General features: G+C 66.7%; 18 protein-coding genes. 10 read left to right on the top strand and 8 right to left on the bottom strand.

The genetic code is table 11. The features are described from left to right. Window positions 1-46 precede the first annotated feature (46 nt). Window positions 47-1,063 (top strand): SMP-30/gluconolactonase/LRE family protein, encoded by a 1,017-nt coding sequence (locus J0A91_RS01820; RefSeq protein WP_069203480.1) that lies wholly within the window; start codon window positions 47-49, stop codon window positions 1,061-1,063. Here J0A91_RS01820 and J0A91_RS01815 read toward each other — a convergent pair. Next, complete coding sequence (locus tag J0A91_RS01815) at window positions 985-1,368, bottom strand: carboxymuconolactone decarboxylase family protein (RefSeq protein ID WP_069206939.1); 384 nt, start codon at window positions 1,366-1,368, stop codon at window positions 985-987. The genes J0A91_RS01820 and J0A91_RS01815 overlap by 79 nt on opposite strands. Before the next feature lie 114 nt (window positions 1,369-1,482). Here J0A91_RS01815 and J0A91_RS01810 point away from each other — a divergent pair, with 114 nt between their 5' ends. Then, window positions 1,483-2,211 (top strand): SDR family NAD(P)-dependent oxidoreductase, encoded by a 729-nt coding sequence (locus tag J0A91_RS01810; RefSeq protein ID WP_069203479.1) that lies wholly within the window; start codon window positions 1,483-1,485, stop codon window positions 2,209-2,211. Window positions 2,212-2,213: 2 nt separating this feature from the next. Here J0A91_RS01810 and J0A91_RS01805 read toward each other — a convergent pair whose 3' ends face one another. Beyond that, a complete protein-coding gene (locus tag J0A91_RS01805; RefSeq protein WP_083224447.1) occupies window positions 2,214-3,824 on the bottom strand; it encodes a thiamine pyrophosphate-binding protein in 1,611 nt (536 codons plus the stop codon). Between the two features lie 78 nt (window positions 3,825-3,902). Then, a complete protein-coding gene (locus tag J0A91_RS01800) occupies window positions 3,903-4,826 on the bottom strand; it encodes a TauD/TfdA dioxygenase family protein (protein WP_083224446.1) in 924 nt (307 codons plus the stop codon). Window positions 4,827-5,100: 274 nt separating this feature from the next. On the opposite strand from J0A91_RS01800, the gene J0A91_RS01795 reads away from it, so the two are divergent. Continuing rightward, window positions 5,101-5,931 (top strand): amidohydrolase family protein, encoded by an 831-nt coding sequence (locus J0A91_RS01795; RefSeq protein ID WP_069203477.1) that lies wholly within the window; start codon window positions 5,101-5,103, stop codon window positions 5,929-5,931. Between the two features lie 3 nt (window positions 5,932-5,934). Here the strand turns inward: J0A91_RS01795 and J0A91_RS01790 are convergent, their stop codons facing one another. After that, window positions 5,935-6,810, bottom strand: coding sequence for an amidohydrolase family protein (locus tag J0A91_RS01790; RefSeq protein WP_069203476.1), 876 nt, complete (start codon window positions 6,808-6,810; stop codon window positions 5,935-5,937). Between the two features lie 117 nt (window positions 6,811-6,927). On the opposite strand from J0A91_RS01790, the gene J0A91_RS01785 reads away from it, so the two are divergent. The 6 genes from J0A91_RS01785 to J0A91_RS01760 all read left to right on the top strand — a co-directional run bounded on the left by J0A91_RS01785 (window position 6,928) and on the right by J0A91_RS01760 (window position 15,968). Next, window positions 6,928-7,371, top strand: a complete 444-nt coding sequence (locus J0A91_RS01785) for a PaaI family thioesterase (RefSeq protein ID WP_069203475.1) — start codon at window positions 6,928-6,930, stop codon at window positions 7,369-7,371. 204 nt (window positions 7,372-7,575) lie between these two features. Next, window positions 7,576-9,996, top strand: a complete 2,421-nt coding sequence (locus J0A91_RS01780) for a TonB-dependent receptor (RefSeq protein WP_169833065.1) — start codon at window positions 7,576-7,578, stop codon at window positions 9,994-9,996. An 18-nt stretch (window positions 9,997-10,014) separates the two neighbouring features. Next, window positions 10,015-11,877 (top strand): flavin-containing monooxygenase, encoded by a 1,863-nt coding sequence (locus J0A91_RS01775; RefSeq protein WP_083224442.1) that lies wholly within the window; start codon window positions 10,015-10,017, stop codon window positions 11,875-11,877. Then, complete coding sequence (locus tag J0A91_RS01770) at window positions 11,874-13,469, top strand: spinster family MFS transporter (RefSeq protein WP_083224441.1); 1,596 nt, start codon at window positions 11,874-11,876, stop codon at window positions 13,467-13,469. Before J0A91_RS01775 ends, J0A91_RS01770 begins: the two co-directional genes overlap by 4 nt. Continuing rightward, on the top strand, window positions 13,466-14,893 hold the full coding sequence (locus J0A91_RS01765) for a DHA2 family efflux MFS transporter permease subunit (protein ID WP_206364965.1): 1,428 nt from the start codon (window positions 13,466-13,468) through the stop codon (window positions 14,891-14,893). Before J0A91_RS01770 ends, J0A91_RS01765 begins: the two co-directional genes overlap by 4 nt. Beyond that, the gene (locus J0A91_RS01760) at window positions 14,886-15,968 is read left to right on the top strand and encodes a CaiB/BaiF CoA transferase family protein (protein WP_069206934.1); all 1,083 of its coding nucleotides are present in this window, start codon (window positions 14,886-14,888) and stop codon (window positions 15,966-15,968) included. Before J0A91_RS01765 ends, J0A91_RS01760 begins: the two co-directional genes overlap by 8 nt. Here the strand turns inward: J0A91_RS01760 and J0A91_RS01755 are convergent. The 4 genes from J0A91_RS01755 to J0A91_RS01740 form a co-directional block, all read right to left on the bottom strand. After that, window positions 15,949-16,488: a carboxymuconolactone decarboxylase family protein gene (locus J0A91_RS01755; protein WP_069203473.1), complete on the bottom strand. Its 540-nt coding sequence runs from the start codon at window positions 16,486-16,488 to the stop codon at window positions 15,949-15,951. The two genes, J0A91_RS01760 and J0A91_RS01755, sit on opposite strands and share 20 nt — an antisense overlap. Continuing rightward, entirely contained in the window at window positions 16,488-18,092 is a 1,605-nt protein-coding gene (locus J0A91_RS01750) for a thiamine pyrophosphate-binding protein (RefSeq protein WP_083224440.1), read from the bottom strand. The genes J0A91_RS01755 and J0A91_RS01750 overlap by 1 nt, the downstream gene beginning before the upstream one ends. A gap of 136 nt (window positions 18,093-18,228) precedes the next feature. Then, window positions 18,229-18,984: an HpcH/HpaI aldolase family protein gene (locus J0A91_RS01745; protein WP_069203471.1), complete on the bottom strand. Its 756-nt coding sequence runs from the start codon at window positions 18,982-18,984 to the stop codon at window positions 18,229-18,231. 114 nt (window positions 18,985-19,098) lie between these two features. Further along, window positions 19,099-19,359: a hypothetical protein gene (locus J0A91_RS01740; RefSeq protein ID WP_150126797.1), complete on the bottom strand. Its 261-nt coding sequence runs from the start codon at window positions 19,357-19,359 to the stop codon at window positions 19,099-19,101. Window positions 19,360-19,362: 3 nt separating this feature from the next. Between J0A91_RS01740 and J0A91_RS01735 the strand changes: the two genes are divergently transcribed. Beyond that, entirely contained in the window at window positions 19,363-19,833 is a 471-nt protein-coding gene (locus J0A91_RS01735) for a hypothetical protein (RefSeq protein WP_069203470.1), read from the top strand. The last annotated feature ends 32 nt before the right edge of the window (window positions 19,834-19,865 follow it).

Genomic DNA, 19,865 nt, shown 5'->3' with positions numbered 1-19,865 from the left:
ATTATAGGGACCGGTAACAAGGTTTTCGGGGAGAATGCCCGTGTCAATGGCGCATTCGGCGCGTGCGACCGCGTGCAGCCTGGCTTTCATCGCAGCCGGCGTCAGTGCCGCGGGGCGGATCGACTCGCTCGCCGATCTCTGCGGGAATTGTCATCCGGTGCTGTACGCCCATTGCGGTGGTTTCCTCGAAGGGCCGAACTTCGATTCCAACGGGCATTTGTGGAGCGTCGATTACAAGGGCGGCAACATTGTCGAGGTGGCGGGCGGTGCCTGTCGCATTGTCGCCAATACCGGCGGCATGCCCAACGGCTCGCGCTTCCATCCCGATGGCCGGCTGTTCATTGCCGATGCCAGGCGCGGGCTGCTGATCTTCGATCCGCACGATCGATCGATCACCGTTCGCGCCGCCACGGTGGCAGGCAAGCCGATCGTCGGCGCGAACGATCTCGTGTTCGACAAGGCGGGCGGCCTCTATATGACAGTCGTCGCTGGCGCGAGCGCGCTACGCCCCACCGGCATGGTGGTGTATCTCGCACCGGGCGAGCGCGGCGAGCCACAGATTTTAGCGGACGGACTCGCCTTTCCCAACGGCCTGGCGCTGTCTCCGGATGGCACGCGGCTGTACGTCGGCCTCTATGCCGAGAAGACGATCCTCGTCCTTCCGCCTGCCGATCGCGCGCCGCCCTATCTCACGTCCTGGGTGTTCGCGCGCACCGAGAGCGGCGTTGGGCCGGACGGGATGATGGCCGATGTGCGCGGCCGGCTGTGGTGGGCGAATTTCGGCGACGGCACGATCAGCGTGGCCGGCTCGACCGGGCGCGTGATCGGCCGGATCGCATTGTCCGAAGGCGCTGGCCCCGGCACCACCAACATGACCGTCCACGACGGTGCGCTCTACATCACCGAGGCTTCGCACGGCGACATCTGGCGGGTGCCACTCACGGGCGCGGTAACGGCGCCCGCCGGCAGGCGGGCGCCGAGCGGTCACTTGCCCGCGTCGATTTCGGCGAACGCCTCGCGCGCGATGCGCGTCGAATCGAGTCCTGCCGGCACGCCGCAATAGATGGCGACCTGGAGTAGCGCCTCGCGGATCTCGTCGCGCGACAGGCCGTTGGTGAGGGCCGCCTTGACGTGCAGCTTGAGTTCGTTGGGGCGGTTGAGCGCGCTGATCATGCCGATGTTGAGCAAGCTGCGGTCGCGCCGCGACAGCCCGTCGCGGCTCCAGACGTTCCCCCAGCAATATTCGGTCGAAAGCTCCTGCATAGGACGGCTGAAATCGTCGGCATTGGCGAACGAACGGGCGACATATTCCTCGCCGAGCACGTCCTTGCGCAGCGCCAGGCCGCGTTCATATGTTTCGTTGGTCACTTCATACCCTTCCATGATGTGGTGAGGAATCGCGGCGTCCAAGTCACGCCGCGCGCTTGCTCCGCTTACGAGAAACAGGTACCGGTAACAAGAAATTTGAAGACGGAGAGACGCATGAGCCTGAACGGACGGATCGCGCTGGTCACGGGTGGCGCGCGGGGTATCGGACGGGCCATCGCGGTGGCGCTTGCGGACGCGGGCGCGCAGATCGTCATCGTCGATCTGAATGGCGACGATGCTGCCCGCGCCGCGCGCGATATCGGTGCGGACGCCAGCGGCCGCGCTCTCGACGTGTCCGATGCGGCGGCGTGCGAGGCACTCGCCGGCGAGATCGGCCCGGTCGCGATCCTCGTGAACAATGCCGGCATCATCCGCCCCGGCAAGATTATTGATGCGGACGCGGTGGCGAACTGGCAGCGCACGCTGGCGATCAATCTCGGCGGGCCGTTCAATATGTGCCGCGCCTTTCATCGTCAGCTTCGTGAGACGCGAGGGTGCGTCATCAATCTCGCCTCGATCCGCTCGTTCGTTGCGGCGGGCAACGCCGCCGCTTATGCCGCGTCGAAGGGCGGCGTCATGCAGTTTACCAAGGCGCTGGCGGTGGAATGGGGCGACGACGGCATCCGCGTCAACGCGATCGCGCCCGGCTTCGTCGAAACCCCGCTGGTGCCCGACGCGGAAAAGACCGCAGCACGCGAAGCGGCGATCATGTTGCGCACGCCGCTCAAGCGGATCGGCGATCCGGCCGAGGTCGGCGGCGCGGCGGTGTTCCTCGCCTCGGAGGCGGCACGCTTCGTTACCGGCGTAACGCTGCCGGTCGATGGCGGTTATCTCGCGGGCTGAGCTCAGCCGCGGATAGCGGCGATGATCGACTCATATTGCGCCGGGTCGATCGCGACGTCGATCAGCGCCGGGCCGGGGGCCGCCAGCGCCCGCGCGAAGGCGGCGGCGAGATCGGCCTCGTGCGCGACGCGAATGCCGCACCAGCCGAACGCATCCGCTGCCTGCGCGAAATCGGCGGGGGTGAAATCGACGCCCGCCGCCGCCATCTGCCTACGCTTCTGCTTCTCGCCGATCAGCGTCAGCGAGGCGTCGTTGAACACCACCACGATGGGCTTCGATCCCGATTGCACCGCCGTGCCCAGTTCGCCGAGGCACATCATCAGCCCGCCGTCGCCGGTGAACGCAACCGTCGTCCGGCCCGGCTCGGCCAGGCTCGCGGCGATCGCGGCGGGCAGCGCGAACCCCATGGTCGATAACCCGCGCGAGATCAGCGAGCGGTTTGGCTCGGCGGCCCGCCAGAGATGCAGCACCGGTAGCATGTGCGCGCCGGCGTCGATCGTGATGCGGCTATCGGTGGGCAGCGCCGCAATCGCGGCATCGACCAGCCGTGAAGGCGCGATGCCGTCGCCGGTGCTGGCGGTACGCGCCGCCGACCACAACCGGGTCTTGGCGGCGACCAGTTGCTCCGCGCTCCAGCCGGGGGCTGGCATCGCGTCGGCCAGCGCGGCAAGCCCGGCGGGCAGGTCGCCGATCAGCAGCGCGTCGGGTCCGATCAGCATGTGCGCATGCGCATGCTCGCTGAGTTCCACGGTCGGAATATCCGCATAGCGCCACGGCTGCGGCGGGCCTTCTACCGGATCGAAACCATAGAGCAGGATGAGATCGGCGGAGCGCAGGATCGGCTCCTCCGCCACGCCGCCGGCATACAGGCCAAGCCCGAGCGGCTCGTGCTCGGAGACGACACCCTTCGCCTTGTAGGTGGTGAGCGCGGGGCAGCCGGTCGCCGCCACGAACGCGCGCACCGCGTCGCTCGCCGCCGGGGAGCGCGCCTGCAGCCCCGCGATCAGGATCGGCCGCTTCGCCGCCGCGAGCAATCGCCGCGCCACCGCGATCGCATCGTCGTCGGCGCGGCGAGGCGCCGCGATGGGCGGCGCGTCCGGTACCGCGCCGATGGCGCCGCGAATATAAGAGCCGGCGACCTCGAGATACGCCGGCCCCTTGGGATGCGCTTCCATCGCCGCGAGCAGCCGGTCGAGTTCGGCGACTGGCTCGACATCGCGCAGGTTGGAGCCGGCGCGCAGCATCGGCGCGAGGAGCGCGGCCTGATCGACGCGTTGGTGGCTGATATACGCCTGCGCGTCCTCATAGCCATCGGCGATCACCAGCAGCGGGACTCGGTCGAGATCGGCATAGGCCACCCCGTTGGCGACGGCGGCGAGGCCAGGGCCGCGCGTCGTCATGACCACGCCTGGCGTGCCGGTCAGTTCGGCGGTGACGCAGGCCATCATCGCGGCGGCGGTCTCGGTGCGGGTCAGCACGAACTGCATGCCGACGGCTTCGGCGGCGGCGATGAAGTCGAGATTACACTCTCCCCCAGGCAGGCCGAAAATCCGTTCGACCCCGCGTGCTTGCAAGCGCGCCACCAAAGCTTCGGTTACGGTACGGCTCGTCAAGGCACACTTCCCCCATCCGCGCGAGCGGGGCTGCGCGGTCTTTCAAATCAAGATCGTGAAGAGCGGCTTCCCGGCGGCTCAGGCGGCCTGTGCGAGCGTCGGCGCGACGTCTTCGAGCGTCACCCGGCGCAGGTCGCGCGGATAGCGTTTGTCGTCGTAGCGCAGGCCACGGTGCATCGTGACGCGATTGTCCCAGATCACCAGATCATGAACGCTCCACTGATGCGTGTAGACGAACTGGCGCTGCGTCGCGAACTCGGTCAGTTCGCGGATCAGCATCATCGCCTCGGGTGCTTCCCAGCCCTGGATGCGGCCGGCATGCGCCGACAGGTACAAGGCCAGCCGACCCGTTTCCGGCTGCCGCCGGACGAGACGCTGCGGCACCGGCTTGCACCGCGCGATCTCGGCCGCGCTGAACGCGTCGAAGCCGAGTTGCGCGCGCGAGAAGATCAGCGAATGCTCCGCCACCAGATCGCGCACCACCGCCTTGGTCGCTTCGGGCAGATGGTCCCACGCGACGCGCGTATCGACATATTCGGTCTGGCCGCCTTCGGGCGGGATCACGCGCGCCTGCAGCATCGACCAATAGGCTGGCGTCGCCTTGAAGCTGCTGTCGCTATGCCACAGCATGTTGCCGAGGTTGAACATTCGCCGGCGATCGTCCGCCGCCAGGATCTTGCCGTCGGCGCCGAGGTTGGAGATGTCGTTGATCTTCATGTTCGCCAATCGGCGACGTTCCTGGTCCACCAGCGTCGGCGTGTCCTCGATCGTGCCGAACTGCTGCGCGAAGCGCGCCTGCTCCTCATCGGTCAAATCCTGGCCCGGCAACACCAGCACGCCATAGTGATCCATCGCCCTGCGCAGTTCGTCGATCTGTGCGGGCGTGAGCGGTTCGCGCAGGTCGAACCCTTCCGCACGCGCGCCGAAATGCGGGTTGATCGGGGTGAAGCGCAGCGTGGCGTCTTCTTGGGTGGTGAGCGTGCTCGCGGATCGCGCGGACATAATCGTCTCCTGGCCGGGATCGCCCCGATGGGCGGCGTCGCCGGACGATGGGTTTTCGGCCCCGAGCGGATCGGGGATCTTCAGGCGGAGCTTTACGGGTATAACCAGTCGCGCAGCAATCCCTCCGGCCGATCATGATTTGTCATACCGCGATGCCTGCCAGCTATGCACCGCCGCTATTCGCTTCGCGTCTGCACGATGTCGCGACATGATTGTGCGCCGGCTTGGCCGCCCGGTAGGACGGCGGACATATGATGCCCGATGGGAGACACCGATGTCCAAGTTCGATCCAGCCGCGCCGCTGTCGGCGAACCCGCCGCTGGTCGATTCGCACGCGCATATCTGGGGGCCGGGCATGCCCTTCGCGAATCATGCCTGGGCGCGGCCGGCTTATGCCTTTCCGGTCGAAGAGTATCTCGCGCTGCTCGACGCGAATGGTGTGCAATACGGCGTGATCGCGGCGGCGAGCCTGTTCGGCACGTACAACGATTACACGATCCGCGCGCTGCGCCGCTTTCCCCGGTTGCGGGGTACGGCGATCGTTGATCCCGACATCGGCTTCTATGATCTCGAGCGGATGCGCGCGGAGGGCATCGTCGGCATCCGGTTGCAGCTTTTCCACGTCGATCCGCTGCCGGATTTCACCACCGACGCCTATGTCCGGTTGTTCCACCGGCTGCGCGACCTCGGCATGCACGTTCACGTCAATGTCGAGGCGGCGCGGCTGGCGCCGGTGCTCGCCGCGCTCGCGCCGAGCGAGGTCGCCATCGTCATCGATCATTTCGGCTGGCCGGAAGAGCAGTTCGGGCTCGACTGCCCCGGTTTCACGCTCAGCGTCGATGCCTGCCAAAGCGGGCGAGCGTGGGTGAAACTCTCGTCGGGCTTCCGTCGCGCCGATCAGGACGTGCCGCGTGCGCTCGCGCAAGCGTATGTCGAACAGGTCGGTACCGAGCGCCTGTTCTGGGGCAGCGACGCACCGTTCGTCGGGATGGAGGGCAAGGTCGCCTACGCTGACACGATCCGCCAATATGAATATTGGCTCCCCGACGATGCGGTGCGCGCCGCGATTTCGCGCAACACCTACGCTTTCTACTTCGATCGCTAACGGTCAGCCGGCGGGGAAGGTGAGCACGCGGCGGAGCGTCTCACCGAACAGCTTGCGCTTGTCGGCATCGCCGATGCGGTCGCTGTCGAGCAGATAGCGCAGACTGTCGGCATAGCTCAGCCCGCGCCGGCGCGGCCGCGCGCCACGCGGCAGGTCGGCCTGGCGCATCCGCGTATAGTCGCTGCCCCACATCACGCGATCGAACCCGAACGCGTCAAAAAGTTGGTCGAGCTTGGGCCATACATCCGCGAACGGATACGCCTGTTCGGAGAGCAGTGGCGCGCCGCACAGCTTGACGTACACATTGGGATATTTCGCCAGTGCGAGCAGATCCGGGAAGCGCCCCCACGGATCGTCGTTGGGCGGCGAGACCGGGTGCTGACTGACGCCGATATGGTCGATGATGAGCGTCAGGGCGGGGTGGCGCACCGCGACCGCCTCCATTGCCTTGGCCCAGCCGTGAGTCGAGACGAAGATCGGCAGGCCGACCTGCTCGGCGGCGGCGAAGATCGGGTCGAACGCCCCCTCCTCGAACGCGGGGCGCAACGTCGCGTCGCGCCAGTCGCCGACCAGCGCTCGCCCGGCGATCACGCCCGGGAGCGCGCGCACCCGCGCGACGTCGGCGACGAGATCGGGATGCGCATGATCGAACGTCACCACACCCGCGAACCGTTCCGGGTAGAGGTTCCGCGCGGCGGTGATGAACGGCTCCCCGGTCACGGCCAGCGCGATATCGATGCCGGCTGCGTCCATCGCCTCGCGCGCCAGTTCGACATTGATGGCGGCGGCGGCGACGGGATCGATGCCCGGAATCGCGGTTTGCGGCACCGGCTCATGGATTTGCGCGTCGATGATCTCGATCGAGTCGTTGATGGCCATGTGTCTGATCCTCCTCCTTGTCCGGCACACCATTCGTCAGCGCGATCCGGCTCGGACTAGGCAAGCTCTAAAGATACCGGTACCAAAATGCAAAGCGACATATCGAGGAGAGCCGTAATGGACACGACACCCGCGGCGATGCCGCCGGATGCAGGCTGGCAAGTCTGGGAACACGACGATCCGTTCGAGGCCGCGAACACGCGGATCTTCCGTGCGACCGCCTTTACGCCGAGCGAAGAGGAACTGGTGCGGATCGGCTGTCGGGTGCTGCCGGCGAATTGCAATTTCCTCGGCGGCGGCCATGGCGGCTTCATCGCCACGCTGCTCGATATCGCAATGGGCCGCAACGTCCTCGCCGCCACGGGTACCCAGGGTGCACCGACGGTATCGATGACGGTCGATTTCCTGCGCGGCGCGGTCGCCGGCGACTGGCTGGAGAGCCGCGCGCGGCTGCTGCGACGGACGCGACGGCTCGCGTTCAGCGATGCGATCCTCGTCGGCCCCAAGGGTATCGTCGCGCGCGGCAACGGCGTGTTCGCGATTCCGCAGCCCGGCACATGATCGCAAAAAGATATACCGACCCGAAAATTCGTATTTTTTCGTTCACCTGGATTGCGCCAGTCTTAACCCGCCGAACCCCGATGGGGCGCGCATACCGAGCCGGACGGCATCGACCGTTCGCCAAAACACGCTGGCGGCCCTGCCATAGCGCCACATCGAACGATGCGGCTGGGACGGCGCACGCCTGACACACGGGAGAGGGCGATGTTGAAGAAACTTCTGATTGGCACATGCGTGATGGCATTGGCGACGGGTACGGCACACGCCGCCGATGGGGCGCCACAGCAGGAGGCGCCGCAAACGGGTGCGCCTGCCGCGCCGCTCAGCGAGGCGACGCAACAGGACATCATCGTCACGGCATCGAAGCGCGCGCAGAACGTACAGGACGTGCCGGTCGCGGTCACGGCGGTGGCGGAAGAGAAATTCCAGTCGCTCAACATCACCAACACCGCCAACCTCGCGGCGCTCGCGCCAGGCATCGTCTTCGTGCCCGCGCCCAACCCCAACAATCTGCAATTCGTGGTGCGCGGCATCGGCACCTATTCGACCGTCGATACGCTCGAACAGTCGGTCGGCGTGGCGATCGACGGCATTCCGCTCGGGCGAATCGCCGGTGCTATCGTTGATGCGGTCGATGTCGCGCGGGTCGAGGTACTACGCGGGCCGCAAGGCACGCTCTTCGGTAAGAGCGCGACCGCCGGCCTGGTCAGCGTCGTCACCAACAAGGCCAAGCTCGGCCAGACCGAAGCGATCGGTCGTGTGTACTACGGCGAGAACGACGAGTTCCGTGTGCAGGGCACGGTCAACCTCCCGATCGGCGACAAGGTTGCGCTTCGCCTGAGCGCGTGGGATTTCAGCCGCGACGGCTATATCATCGCGCCCAAGCAGGCCGATGGCAATATCGGCGACTTCCACAATTGGGGCGTGCGCGCGCGACTCGCCCTCGAGGTGACGCCGAACTGGCGGATCGATGCCAACGCCGAATATAGCCGCAACACCAACGATGGCGTGCTCCAGACGACGCGCGCCTATATGCCCAACGATTTCATCGCGCTCCCCGGCGCACGCACCATCGCGCAGATCAACGCGAGCATGGGAATCGTGCCGGGGCCGCTCAACAAGGCGGTCGGTTCCGAAGTGCCGATCGGCGGGTTCGTCACGCCCGAATTCTACCATGTCGAATCCAACTGGGATTTCGGCGACGTCACGCTGACGTCGATCACCGGCTATCGCCACATCCGGTCGAGCCAGGTCAGCGAATATGATTACAGCGCGAGCGAGCCGGGCAGCTTCACCACCTATCTGCACTACAAGTCCGATACCGATCAGTTCACCAGCGAGCTTCGCCTCGCAAATGGCAGCGGCAACGCGTTCAAATACACGCTCGGGCTGTTTTATTATAACCTAGACGTCAACAACAGTTCGTTCGAGCAGACCGCGCGCAACGTGCCGAGCTTGCCGGGACCGTACTTCGCCACCGGCCGCTTTCCGGTCTCGACGATGAACACCAAGAACTATGCCGCTTTTGCCGATCTCAATTACGATATCGGCCCGGTGACGCTGATCGGCGGCGCGCGGCTGTCGCACGAGGTGAGCTATGGCACGTTCAACCGCACGCTGCCGCGCGACGGCGCGGCAGCGGAGGGCGGCGCGGACACCAGCATCTACATCCCCGGCCAGACAGTGGCGGGCTATACGCCGTTGTCGGTGGCATCCTCCATCACGTACGACGATTTCTCGTGGCGCGGGGGCGCGCAGTTCAAGGCGAGCAAGGACATCATGTTCTACGCCACCGCGAGCCGCGCCTATAAGGGGCCGGGCTTCAACTTCGCGTCCGATCTGACGCCGGTCATTTTCGCGCAGACCCGTTCGATCGTGAAGCCGGAGATCGCGCATTCCTACGAGATCGGCATGCGTAGCCAGTTCTTCGACCGACAGGTCACGTTCAATCTCACCGGCTATTACGCGCCGTACAAGGATTTCCAGATCACCGCCGCGCTGCCCGGTACCGGCGGCAACGGCCTGAGCTACACGATCATCAACGCCGGCGAGATCGTCGCAAAGGGCATCGAGGCCGAATTCGCGTTCAACCCGCGTGGTGCGCTGCAAGGCTTCTCGCTCAATGGCGACATCACCTGGAACGACACCAAATACACCGATTTCGCCAACGCGCCTTGTTATGCGCTCCAGCCGCGCAACCCGACGCCGACATCGACGCCGGGGGTGTGCGCGCCGCCGTCGGTCGGCTCGACCGCGTCGGTTCAGTCGGTCAACGGGCTGCGCACCGTCGGAAACCCGGAATGGAAGCTCAACGCCTTCGCCGGCTACGATCGGCCTGTCAGCGAGCGGCTCAACGCCTTCGGGCAACTGCATTATTATTATCAGTCGGCGGTGCAATATGGCGTCGGCGCCAATCCGGCGACTCAGGCGCCCGGCTACAATACGGTCGATCTGACACTCGGTATCCGCGCCGACGACAATCGCTGGAAACTCAGCGCGATCGGCAAGAACATCTTCGGGCAACGGTTCGTGTCGCGTCTCGTCACGAACAATCCGGGGCTGGAGCAGGTCGTTCCTTATGAGGCGTTCTCGTCCTGGGGCGCGGCGCTCGACGTGAGATTCTAGGAGGGGAAGTTGAAGCGCATGGCGATACCAGAAGGCCCTGTAGGGGCCGCCGCGACCGGTTCGAACACCGATGCGCTGAACGCCTGGACGGCGGCCTTCGCCGCCGCGTTCAACGCCGCCGATGCCGACGGTGTCGGGGCGCTGTTCGCGGACGACGAAAGCTACTGGCGCGATCTCGTCGCAATCTCGTGGAACATCGTCACCGTCGAAGGGCGGAGCGGCGTCGCCGCGCTGGTGGGCGCGCAGGCGGCGAAGATCGGGCCGGTCACAATCGGTGCGGTCAGGGTCGAATCCGCCACCGCGCAGCAGCTCGACGGCTGGTTTGATTTCACCACACGCGACCTTCGTGGCCGCGCCTATGTCCGGCTGCGCGATGGCGCCTGCTGGACCTTGCTGACGGCGGCGCAGGCGCTCACCGAATTCGAGGAGCCGGCCGGCCGCAGCCGGATCGAGGGGGCGATCCACAAGGCCACCAAGGCGCGCCGGACCTGGACCGACGAGCGCGATGCGACCGCCGCCACGCTCGGCCATTCGGTGCAGCCGTACTGCCTCATCATCGGCGGCGGCCAAGGCGGCCTCGCGCTCGGCGCGCGACTCAAGCGGCTCGACGTGCCGACGCTGATCATCGACGCGCTGGAGCGGCCCGGCGATTCGTGGCGCAGCCGCTACAAGTCGCTGTGCCTGCACGATCCGGTCTGGATCGATCACCTGCCGTACCTGCCGTTTCCCGATCACTGGCCGGTTTATACCCCCAAGGACAAGATGGGCGATTGGCTGGAAGCCTATGCCAAGGTGATGGAACTCGACATCTGGAGTTCCACGACCTGTCGTGGCGCGAGCTACGACGCGCAGGCGCGCTGCTGGACGGTGATCGTCGAGCGCGGCGGCGAGACGATCACGCTGCGCCCGCGCCAGCTCGTTCTCGCCACCGGCCTCTCGGGAATCAAGACCGTGCCGGCGATACCGGGCGCGGAAACCTTCCAGGGCACGCAGTTCCATTCGAGCGATCATCCCGGCGGTGCCGCGTTCGCGGGCAAGCGTTGCGTCGTGATCGGCGCCAACAATTCCGCGCACGATATCGCCGCCGATCTGTGGGAGAATGGTGCCGACGTCACCATGATCCAGCGCTCGCCGACGACCGTCATCAAGGCGACCGCGCTGCGTCGGCTTCAGGATGCCGGCTATTATTCGGAACACGCGGTCGAATCCGGCCTCTCCACCGAAGATGCCGATCTGCTCGTCAACTCGATGCCGTTCCGCGCGCGCGAGCCGCAGGACCAGCGCACCTGCCTCGCCATCCAGGATGCCGATGCGCCAGTCTACGATCGGCTGCGCGCACGCGGCTTCCTGCTCGATTTCGCCGAGGACGATACCGGCATCGCCGGCAAATATCCGCGCCGCGCCTCGGGCTATTATATCGATGTCGGCGCGTCCGACCTGATCGCCGACGGCGAGATCAAGTTGCGCAGCGGCGTGGGCGTCGCCGGGATCGAGGGCAATGCCGTCATTCTGTCGAGCGGCGAGCGGCTGCCCGCCGACGTCATCGTTTATGCGACCGGCTACGGCCCGATGAACGGCTGGGCGGAGATGCTGATATCGAAGGAAGTCGCCGACCGGATCGGCCCCTGCTGGGGCCTTGGTTCGGCCACGGCGATGGACCCCGGCCCTTGGGAGGGCGAGTTGCGCAACATGTGGAAGCCCACTGCACAGGAGGGATTGTGGTTCCACGGCGGCAACCTCGCCCAGTCGCGGTTCCATTCGCTTCACCTGGCGCTCCAGCTAAAAGCGCGGATGGAGGGCATTGCGATGCCGGTGTTCCACGCGCCGACGATCGAGCGCGCGCCGCTCAAGCCGGCAAGGGCGCTGGAAACGACCGCATGACCGCCGTCGCCATGGCGGCGAACGTGGTCCCGGCGGGCATCGTCGCGCCGCCGCGCGAGGAACGGCCGGACAGCCCCTACGCCTGGTACGTGCTGTTCGTGCTGGTCGTCGTGTACACGTTCAATGCGATGGATCGCACGATCCTGTCGATCCTCGCGGAGGACATCAAACATACCTTCGCGATGTCTGACAGCCAGCTCGGCTTCCTCCACGGCACCGCGTTCGGCGTGTTCTACGCGCTGTTCGGCTATCCGATGGGGCGGCTGATAGACCGCTGGCGGCGCACCAAGCTGCTCGCGATCGGGCTGGCGATGTGGTCGGCGATGACGGTGATCTGCGGCCTCTCGGCGAACATGGTCCAGCTCGTCGGCTCGCGCATCGGCGTCGGCATTGGCGAGGCGACCGCGAGTCCGGCCGGGTTTTCGCTCACCTCCGACTGGTTCACCAAAAAACGCCGCGCGACCGCGCTCGGCCTTTTCATCGGCGGGCTGTATCTCGGCCAAGGCCTCGCGCTCGCGGTCGGCGGGACGGTCGCGAGCCGTTGGCAGGCGGCGTTTCCGGGCGAGAAGCCGTTCGGCCTGCTCGGCTGGCAGGTCGCGTTCGTCGGTGTCGGCCTGCCCGGGCTGCTGCTCGCGGTCTGGGTATGGACCTTGCGCGAACCACGCCGGGGGCTGAGCGACGGAATCACCCGGCCGGCCGAGACCAATATCTGGCCGCGCTTCTTTGGCGATGTCGCCAGCGTCATCCCGCCGCTGACGCTGCTCCAGGCGGCGCGTTCGGGGCGCGGGCCGTTGCTGTGGAACCTCACGGTCGCGCTGCTCGCCACCGCCTGCGCGGTTCTGTTGACCCGCCTGACCGGCGACGCGATGCAATGGTGGACGATCGCGGTCGGGTATTACGCCGCTTTTTCCTCCGCGCAGTCGATGAAGCACCGCGACAAGCCCACGTTCGCACTCACCTGGGGCACGCCGACCTTCCTGATGGCGATGATCGGCTTCGGCAGCGTGTCGATGGTCAACATCATCATGGGCTTCTGGGTCGCGCCGCTGGCGCTGCGCGGCATGGCGGTCGACAAGGCGTCGATCGGGCTGATCCTCGGTGCGACCACCGCCATCGCCGGTGTGCTGGGCGTGATCGTCGGCGGCAAACTCTCCGACATGCTGCTCAAGTACAGCCAGCGGGGCCGCATCTGGGTGGGCATCGGCGCGACGGTCCTGCCCGCGCCGTTCATCCTCGTCATGTGCCACACGCACACGCCCTGGCTGTTCTTCCTGTGCAACGCGCCGGTCGCGTTCCTCGGCAATTGCTGGCTTGCGGCGGGCGCAGCGACGATCCAGGAGCTTGTCCTGCCGCGGATGCGCGGCACCGCCACCACCACCTATTTCCTCGCCTCGACAATGATCGGCTCGGGGCTGGGTCCGTACCTCGTCGGCAAGATCTCCGCGCTGACCGGAGATCTCGCCACCGGCGTTCAATGCGGGTTGATCGCGGTGCCGATCGCGACGCTTGCGCTGTGGCTGTGCGCGCGCGGCGTGGAAGCGGCCGAAGCGACCAAGTGGCAGCGCGCTCATGCGGCGGGTGAGCCTGCGTGAATGCCGAAAGCGGCCTGATCGCGCCGGCGGCGGCGCGACCGCCGCGCAACTACCGGATCATCGCCGTGGTCGCCGCGCTCGCGCTGACGATGGAGACGATCGACGCCACCGCGCTGGTCTCGGCACTCCCGACGATCGCGCGCGATTTCGGGGTTCCGGCCACCAACCTGAGCGCGCTTATCACCGCCTATCTGCTGTCGCTCGCGATCTTTATCCCGCTGAGCGGTCGGCTCGCCGACCGGTTCGGATCCCGAACCGTGTTCCAGGCGGCGATCCTTTTGTTCATGGCAAGTTCGCTGGTCTGCGCCGCCGCGCCGTCGATCGACGGGATGATCGCGGCGCGCTTCGTTCAGGGCATGGCGGGCGCGATGATGAACCCGATCGCCCGGCTGGTCGTGTTGCGCTCGGCGCCGCGCCACCAGATGGTCTCGGCCAATTCGTGGCTGATCCTGCCTTCGACTCTCGGCCCCATCCTCGGACCGCCGCTGGGCGGGTTCCTCGTCACTTATGTCGGCTGGCGCTGGATCTTCTACATCAACCTGCCGATCGGGCTCGCCGCCGTGATGCTGGTGTCGCTGCTGTTCGATCAGCACCGCGCGCCACACCGGGCGCGGCTGGATCTCGCCGGGTTCATGCTGTCGAGTCTGTCGATCGCGTTGCTGCTGTTCGGCCTGCAAGCGGCGACGCGTGATGGCGAAGCCGCGCTTGCTGCGATGCTGCTGCTGGTGGGCGCCACGTTCGGCGCGGCCTATTTGCGTCACGCCCGCACGCGTGAACATCCGATTCTCGACATGCGGTTGCTCGGCCTGCGCCAGTTCCGCCTGTCGCTGGTGGGTGGATCGCTGACCCGCATCACGCAGGGCGCGCAGCCGTATCTGTTGCCACTGATGTTCCAGCTCGGCTTCGGCATGAGCGCGGCGGCGGCGGGCACGATCGTGCTCGCCACCGCGGCCGGGGCGCTCGTCACCAAGCTGTTCGCAGCGCCGGTGCTCAAGCGCGCGGGGTTCCGCACCGCGCTGCTCGTCAACGGCGTACTTGCGAGCGCCGGTTACGCGGCGGCCGGGCTGTTCCGGCCGGGTTGGCCGTGGGGGTCGATGGTGGCGATCCTGTTCGTGAGCGGGGTCGCCATGTCGTTCCAGTTCTCGGCGTACAACGTCCTCGTCTATGAGGAGATACCGCCCGAACGGATGAGCGCGGCAACCAGCTTCCACACCACCTTCCAGCAATTGCTGCTCTCGGTCGGCGTAAGCCTCGCCGCCGTCGTGCTGCATGGCGCGATGACGGCGGGGGGGCGGCGCATCCCCGCATTCGGCGATTTCACGATAGCATTCGCGGTTGTTTGCGCGATCTCGGCTACGGCGACCGTGGTCAACTGGCGCTTCCCGTCCGGCGCGGGCGCGAAGATCGGTGGGCGCGATGCTTGAACCCGTCCACCGGCCGCTCGCCGGCATCCGCGTCGTCGATTTTTCGACGCTCATTCCAGGCCCGATCGCCACGCTTCTGCTCGCCGAGGCGGGTGCCACCGTTATCAAGATCGAGCGTAAGGGCGATGGCGACGATCTACGCGGTTTCGCGCCCCGGCTCGGCGGGGATAGCTGGCAGTTCGCGATGCTCAATCGCGGCAAGCAAAGCCTGTTCCTCGACCTGAAGGCACCTGCCGACCGCGATACCGCGCTTGCGTTGATCGACGGCGCGGATATCGTCGTCGAGCAATTTCGGCCCGGCGTGATGGCGCGGCTCGGGCTCGGTTATGAGGCGGTTGCCGAGCGCAACCCGCGCATCATCTATTGCTCGATCACCGGCTACGGCCAGAGCGGTGTGCGCGCGCAGAAAGCCGGACACGACATCAACTATCTCGCCGAGGCGGGCGTGTTGTCGCTGGTCGCCGACGCCGCCGGCAGGCCGATGCTGCCCCCGGTCGCGATGGCTGATCTGGGTGGCGGCACCTATCCCGCGCTGCTCAACATCCTGCTCGCGCTGATCGAGCGCGGCGCGAGCGGGCGGGGGCGGCATCTCGATATCGCGATGGCCGACAACGTCTTCCCGTTGCTGTCCTGGGCGCTGGCGGCGACCGCTGCGGGCGCGCCGCCGCAACCGTCGCAAAGCCTCATCACCGGCGCGTCGCCGCGCTACGCGATCTACCCGACCCGCGATGGCCGGCACATCGCCGCCGCGCCGCTCGAAGACAAATTCTGGCGCACCTTCTGCGCTCTGGTCGGCATCGCCGAGGACGCCGACACCGAAGCGGTCGGCGCGGCGATGCGCGCGCGCGACGCCGCCGAATGGCTGGCGGTGTTCGCGCGCCATGACGTCTGTTGCTCGCTGGTCCGTTCGGTCGAGGAAGCGATGGTCGACCCCGATTTCGCGGCGCGCGGCGTGTTCGATCATATCGTCGAGTCGCCGGCCGGTGAGGTGCCGGCGCTGCCGACCCCGCTGGTGGCGGCGTTCCGCGATCCTGAGGCGAGCCGCCCGATGCCGGTCAGGACGTCCACCCCGTAACCGGCACCGCATCCAACTCGACCCCGCCCAGCGCGGCGACGCGCGCCGTCAGCATATACCCGCCGATCAGCACCAGCATCTCAAACAGCAAGGGAATCCCGAACGCAGCGCGCGCCGCCGCCAGCGTCGCGTCGCTCGGCGATACATCACGCACCACTTCGGTCACGAAATCGGTCAGCGTGCGCTCGTCGGGGGTCAACGCGGACAGGTCGCCGGTGCGCATCGCGTCGGCCTGCGCCGGCGTAACCCCCGCCGTCTCGGCGATCCTCAGGTGATGGAACAGCTCGTATTCGGAGTTGGACAGATAGGCGACGCGCAGGATCAGCAGCTCGCGCAGCCGCGCGTCGAGCGTCGCCTCGTACACCGTCGCGCGCCCGAGTCGACGCTGCGCCGACCAGAGCGGATCGGGCGCGTGCATCGCCATCCTCGATACGTTGAGGACACGCCCCGACGCACCGCTCAGCACCTCGCGCTTTTCGGCGGAGAGCGTGTCGGGGTCGGGGTAGGGGATGCGCGTCATCAGGGTCTCCACGGCGGCGGGCAGGTGATCTGGTGGTCGCTCATCACTTCGATAAGCGTCGGGCGGTGCTCGGCCAGCGCGGCGCGCAGCGCCGGACGCAGATCGGCAGGCTTCTCGACATGATAGGTTTTGAGCCCGAACCCTTTGGCCACGCGTGTGTAAGACACTGGCGAGAAGCGCCAGTTCTCGTCGAGCGCGGCGCTTTCCCGCCACACCGGTCGTTCCTGGCTGAAGCCCTGATTGTTGTTGACGATCGTGACGGTGTTGATCCCGTAGCGCATCGCGGTTTCCATCTCGGCGAAATGGTAGAGGAAAGCGCCGTCGCCGTTGAAGCACACCACTGGTCGGTCCGGCTGCGCGCATTTCGCGCCCAGCGCCGCCGGATACGACCAGCCGAGCGAGCCCGCCGCGCGCAGCAGCCCTTGCCCCGGTCGGTCGAGATAGAGGTTGCGCGCCGCCCAGGTGCCCGAATGGCCGGTATCGACCACCACCAGCGCGCCTTCGGGCAAGCTCTCCGAAAGGTCGCGGCACAGCCGTTGTGGCGCGATCGGCAGCGCATCGGATCGCTCGTCGGCCTCGGCCATTATGCGCCACTGGAGTTTGAGAGCTGCGATGCGATCGTGCCAGGCGCTCCGATTGGTGGTGCGCGCCACGTCCGCGAGCTGGTCAAGCACCGTCGCCGGATCGCCGGCAAGGCCGACATCGAGCGGGAAATTCCGACCCAGTTCACGCGGATCGATGTCGATCTGGATCGTGGGCGTGCCGGGACGCGCCACGTTCCAGTCACTCGTCGCCATACTGCCCGTGGTCGAGCCGGCGAACACGATCAGGTCAGCTTCGGCGACGGCCATGTTGGCGGTGTCGCGGGCGTAATTGCCGGTCACGCCGGCGTTGAGCGGATGCGCGTCGGGCAACGCCGCCTTGGCGTCGAGTGAGGTGGCCAGCGGGAGCTGCCAACGCTCGACGAAGCGGGCGAGCGCCGCCTCGGCGCGGCCGGCGCGGACGCCCGATCCGGCGATGACGATCGGACGGCGCGCGTGCGCGATCCGGTCGGCGGCGCGGGAGACGTCGGCCGCATCGGCCGGGAACCGCAGCGCCGGGGCGATGGCGAAGCGCGGATCAGGGCGGTGGATCGACACCGCCTCACCGTCGAGCACTCCGCCGGTGAAGCCGCCCAGTTCCAGATGCACCGGCCCCGGCGTGCCGGTGGTCGCCGCGCGCATCGCTTGGTTGAGCAGGTCGGGCAGGCGATGCGCCGCATCGACGCGGGCGGAAAACTTGGTCAGCCCAGCATAGATCGGGCGCTGATCGATCTCCTGATAGGTGTTGCGGTCACGCGTTTCGGTCGATCCACCGCCGGTCAACGCGAGCACCGGCGAACGCGCCATCAGCGCATCGAGCAGCCCGGCGGCGAGGTTGGCCGCGCCGATCGCCTGCGCGCCGCACACCCCCAGCCGGCCCGATGCCCGCGCATAGCCGTCGGCCATATAAGCGGCGGCTTTCTCGGAGTGCGTCGCCACCGGCTGCACGCCGAGCGCCGGCATCGCCTTGATCGCCGGCGGCAACAAGAGCGGCATGTGGAAGAAGTGCGTGACGCCGCACACGGCGAAACTCTCGGCGAGATAGCGCTGGCCGGAGCTGTGCGCGGCCTGGCTGGATGCTGCGTACAGACCTAGTCCTCCAGCCGCATCACCGCGCGGGCGCCCGACACGGGTTGATCGTTGCCGATTCGAACCGCGCTCATTCGGCGAGCGCGGCGCGCGTGTCGCCGATCAACGCCTTGGCGGCGTTGGCGAACAGCGATGTGTCGGCGCTGATCATGCAATAGGAATAGCCCACCTGCTTGCAGCGCAGCGCATCCGCTGGAGTCTGCACGGCGGTGCCGCAGGGAATGCCGCGCGCGTTGGCGGCGGCGAGCACCTTGGTCTCCAGCGCGCGCAGCGTCGGGTGTGAACCGGGCAGGCCGGAGCTGAGCGCGAGATCGCCGAAGCCGATGAACACGCCGTTAAGCGCGGGCGCCGCCAGGATCGCATCGATCGCTTCGAGCGAACCGATGTCCTCGAGCTGCACTGCGCGCAGCACATGCTCGCGGCCATGCGCGAGATAGTCGGCGGCGCTGTCCAACCCCCAGCGCGCGGCACGCGAGGTATAGCCCATGCCGCGATGCCCCATCGGCGGAAACGCCATGGACGCGGTCGCTTCGGCAGCCTGTTCTGGCGTCTCGACGCGTGGCACGAGAATGCCGTCAGCACCCGCGTCGAGAATGCGCTGAATCGCGCTGCCGCTGCGATCGGGCGCCCGGATCAGCGCGGACATGCCGCTCGCCTGCGCGTGCGCGATCGCGCTGTATGCGCTCTGGAAACTGTGCGGAGCATGCTCCATGTCGATCACCGCGAAGTCGAAGCCGACATGGCCGAGCAGCTCGACGGTTTCCAGCGCCGCGATCTTGGCCCAGGTACCGACGAGGAACTCGCCGCCGCGCAGACGATCTATCATAGGTTTTCTCACGCGTCGCTCTCCTAAGTTCCGTTCATTTTCAAATGCGGCCATCGTCTGGATAGACCGTTTAGATACTCTTTAGCAACGGCATAACAATGTTGCGCCGGCCTATCATAACGATAGAACATCGTCGTTAAGACGATCAGTATCGAAGATGTACTTGAAGAGCGTTGATCTGTTCTTCATTATGTCTTTCGCGGCATCGCTTTGCGGTGCCGTCGCGCGCGGCCACATTGGTCGTGCCGCGTCCGGGCCGCCAATACGAAAGCGGCATGTAGAATAAGGAGAGGACATAGCCGCTTCGGGCGCGGCCGCACCGCCCGATCCGTTTCGCGCGCGCTTGCGCGCCACAGTCACGCCATCAAGGATCACACCATGTCTCCCGAAGAAAAGATCATCCTGACTCAAGTTCTCCTCGCGAACGCGACCGATTATTGGTATGAGGTCGATCACAATTACGGCCTCGGCGCCTCAGAATATTTCCTTGAGAACGCCACCTTCGCGAGCTGGCAGGGCAAGGCCGCGATCCACGATTTCTACGTCTGGCGCAAATCGCGCGGCGATCGGCTCGCCAGGCACTTGATCTCCAACTTCCGTGCGCAGTTCGAAACGCCAAGGCTCGCGCACACCAACAACGTGATGTGCCTCTACGCCGCGGACGGCGTCGCGCCCTTGCCCTCGGCCGCGCCAATCCAGATCGCGGAGCAGGAGGATGTCGTCGTGCTGTGCGACGATGGCCGCTGGCGCTTCCAGTCGCGCACGTTCACCAATCTCTTCACCGGCGACACCCCGACGACGGTGCCTCCCGCCGACTGGTTCGAAAAACATGGCCAGGCCAAGCCATAATGACGACGGGCGGCCTGCACGGGCCGCCCGCC

It is taken from the genome of Sphingomonas panacis (assembly GCF_001717955.1).
GTDB lineage: Bacteria > Pseudomonadota > Alphaproteobacteria > Sphingomonadales > Sphingomonadaceae > Sphingomonas > Sphingomonas panacis.
This window is presented reverse-complemented; position numbering and strand designations above follow the sequence as displayed.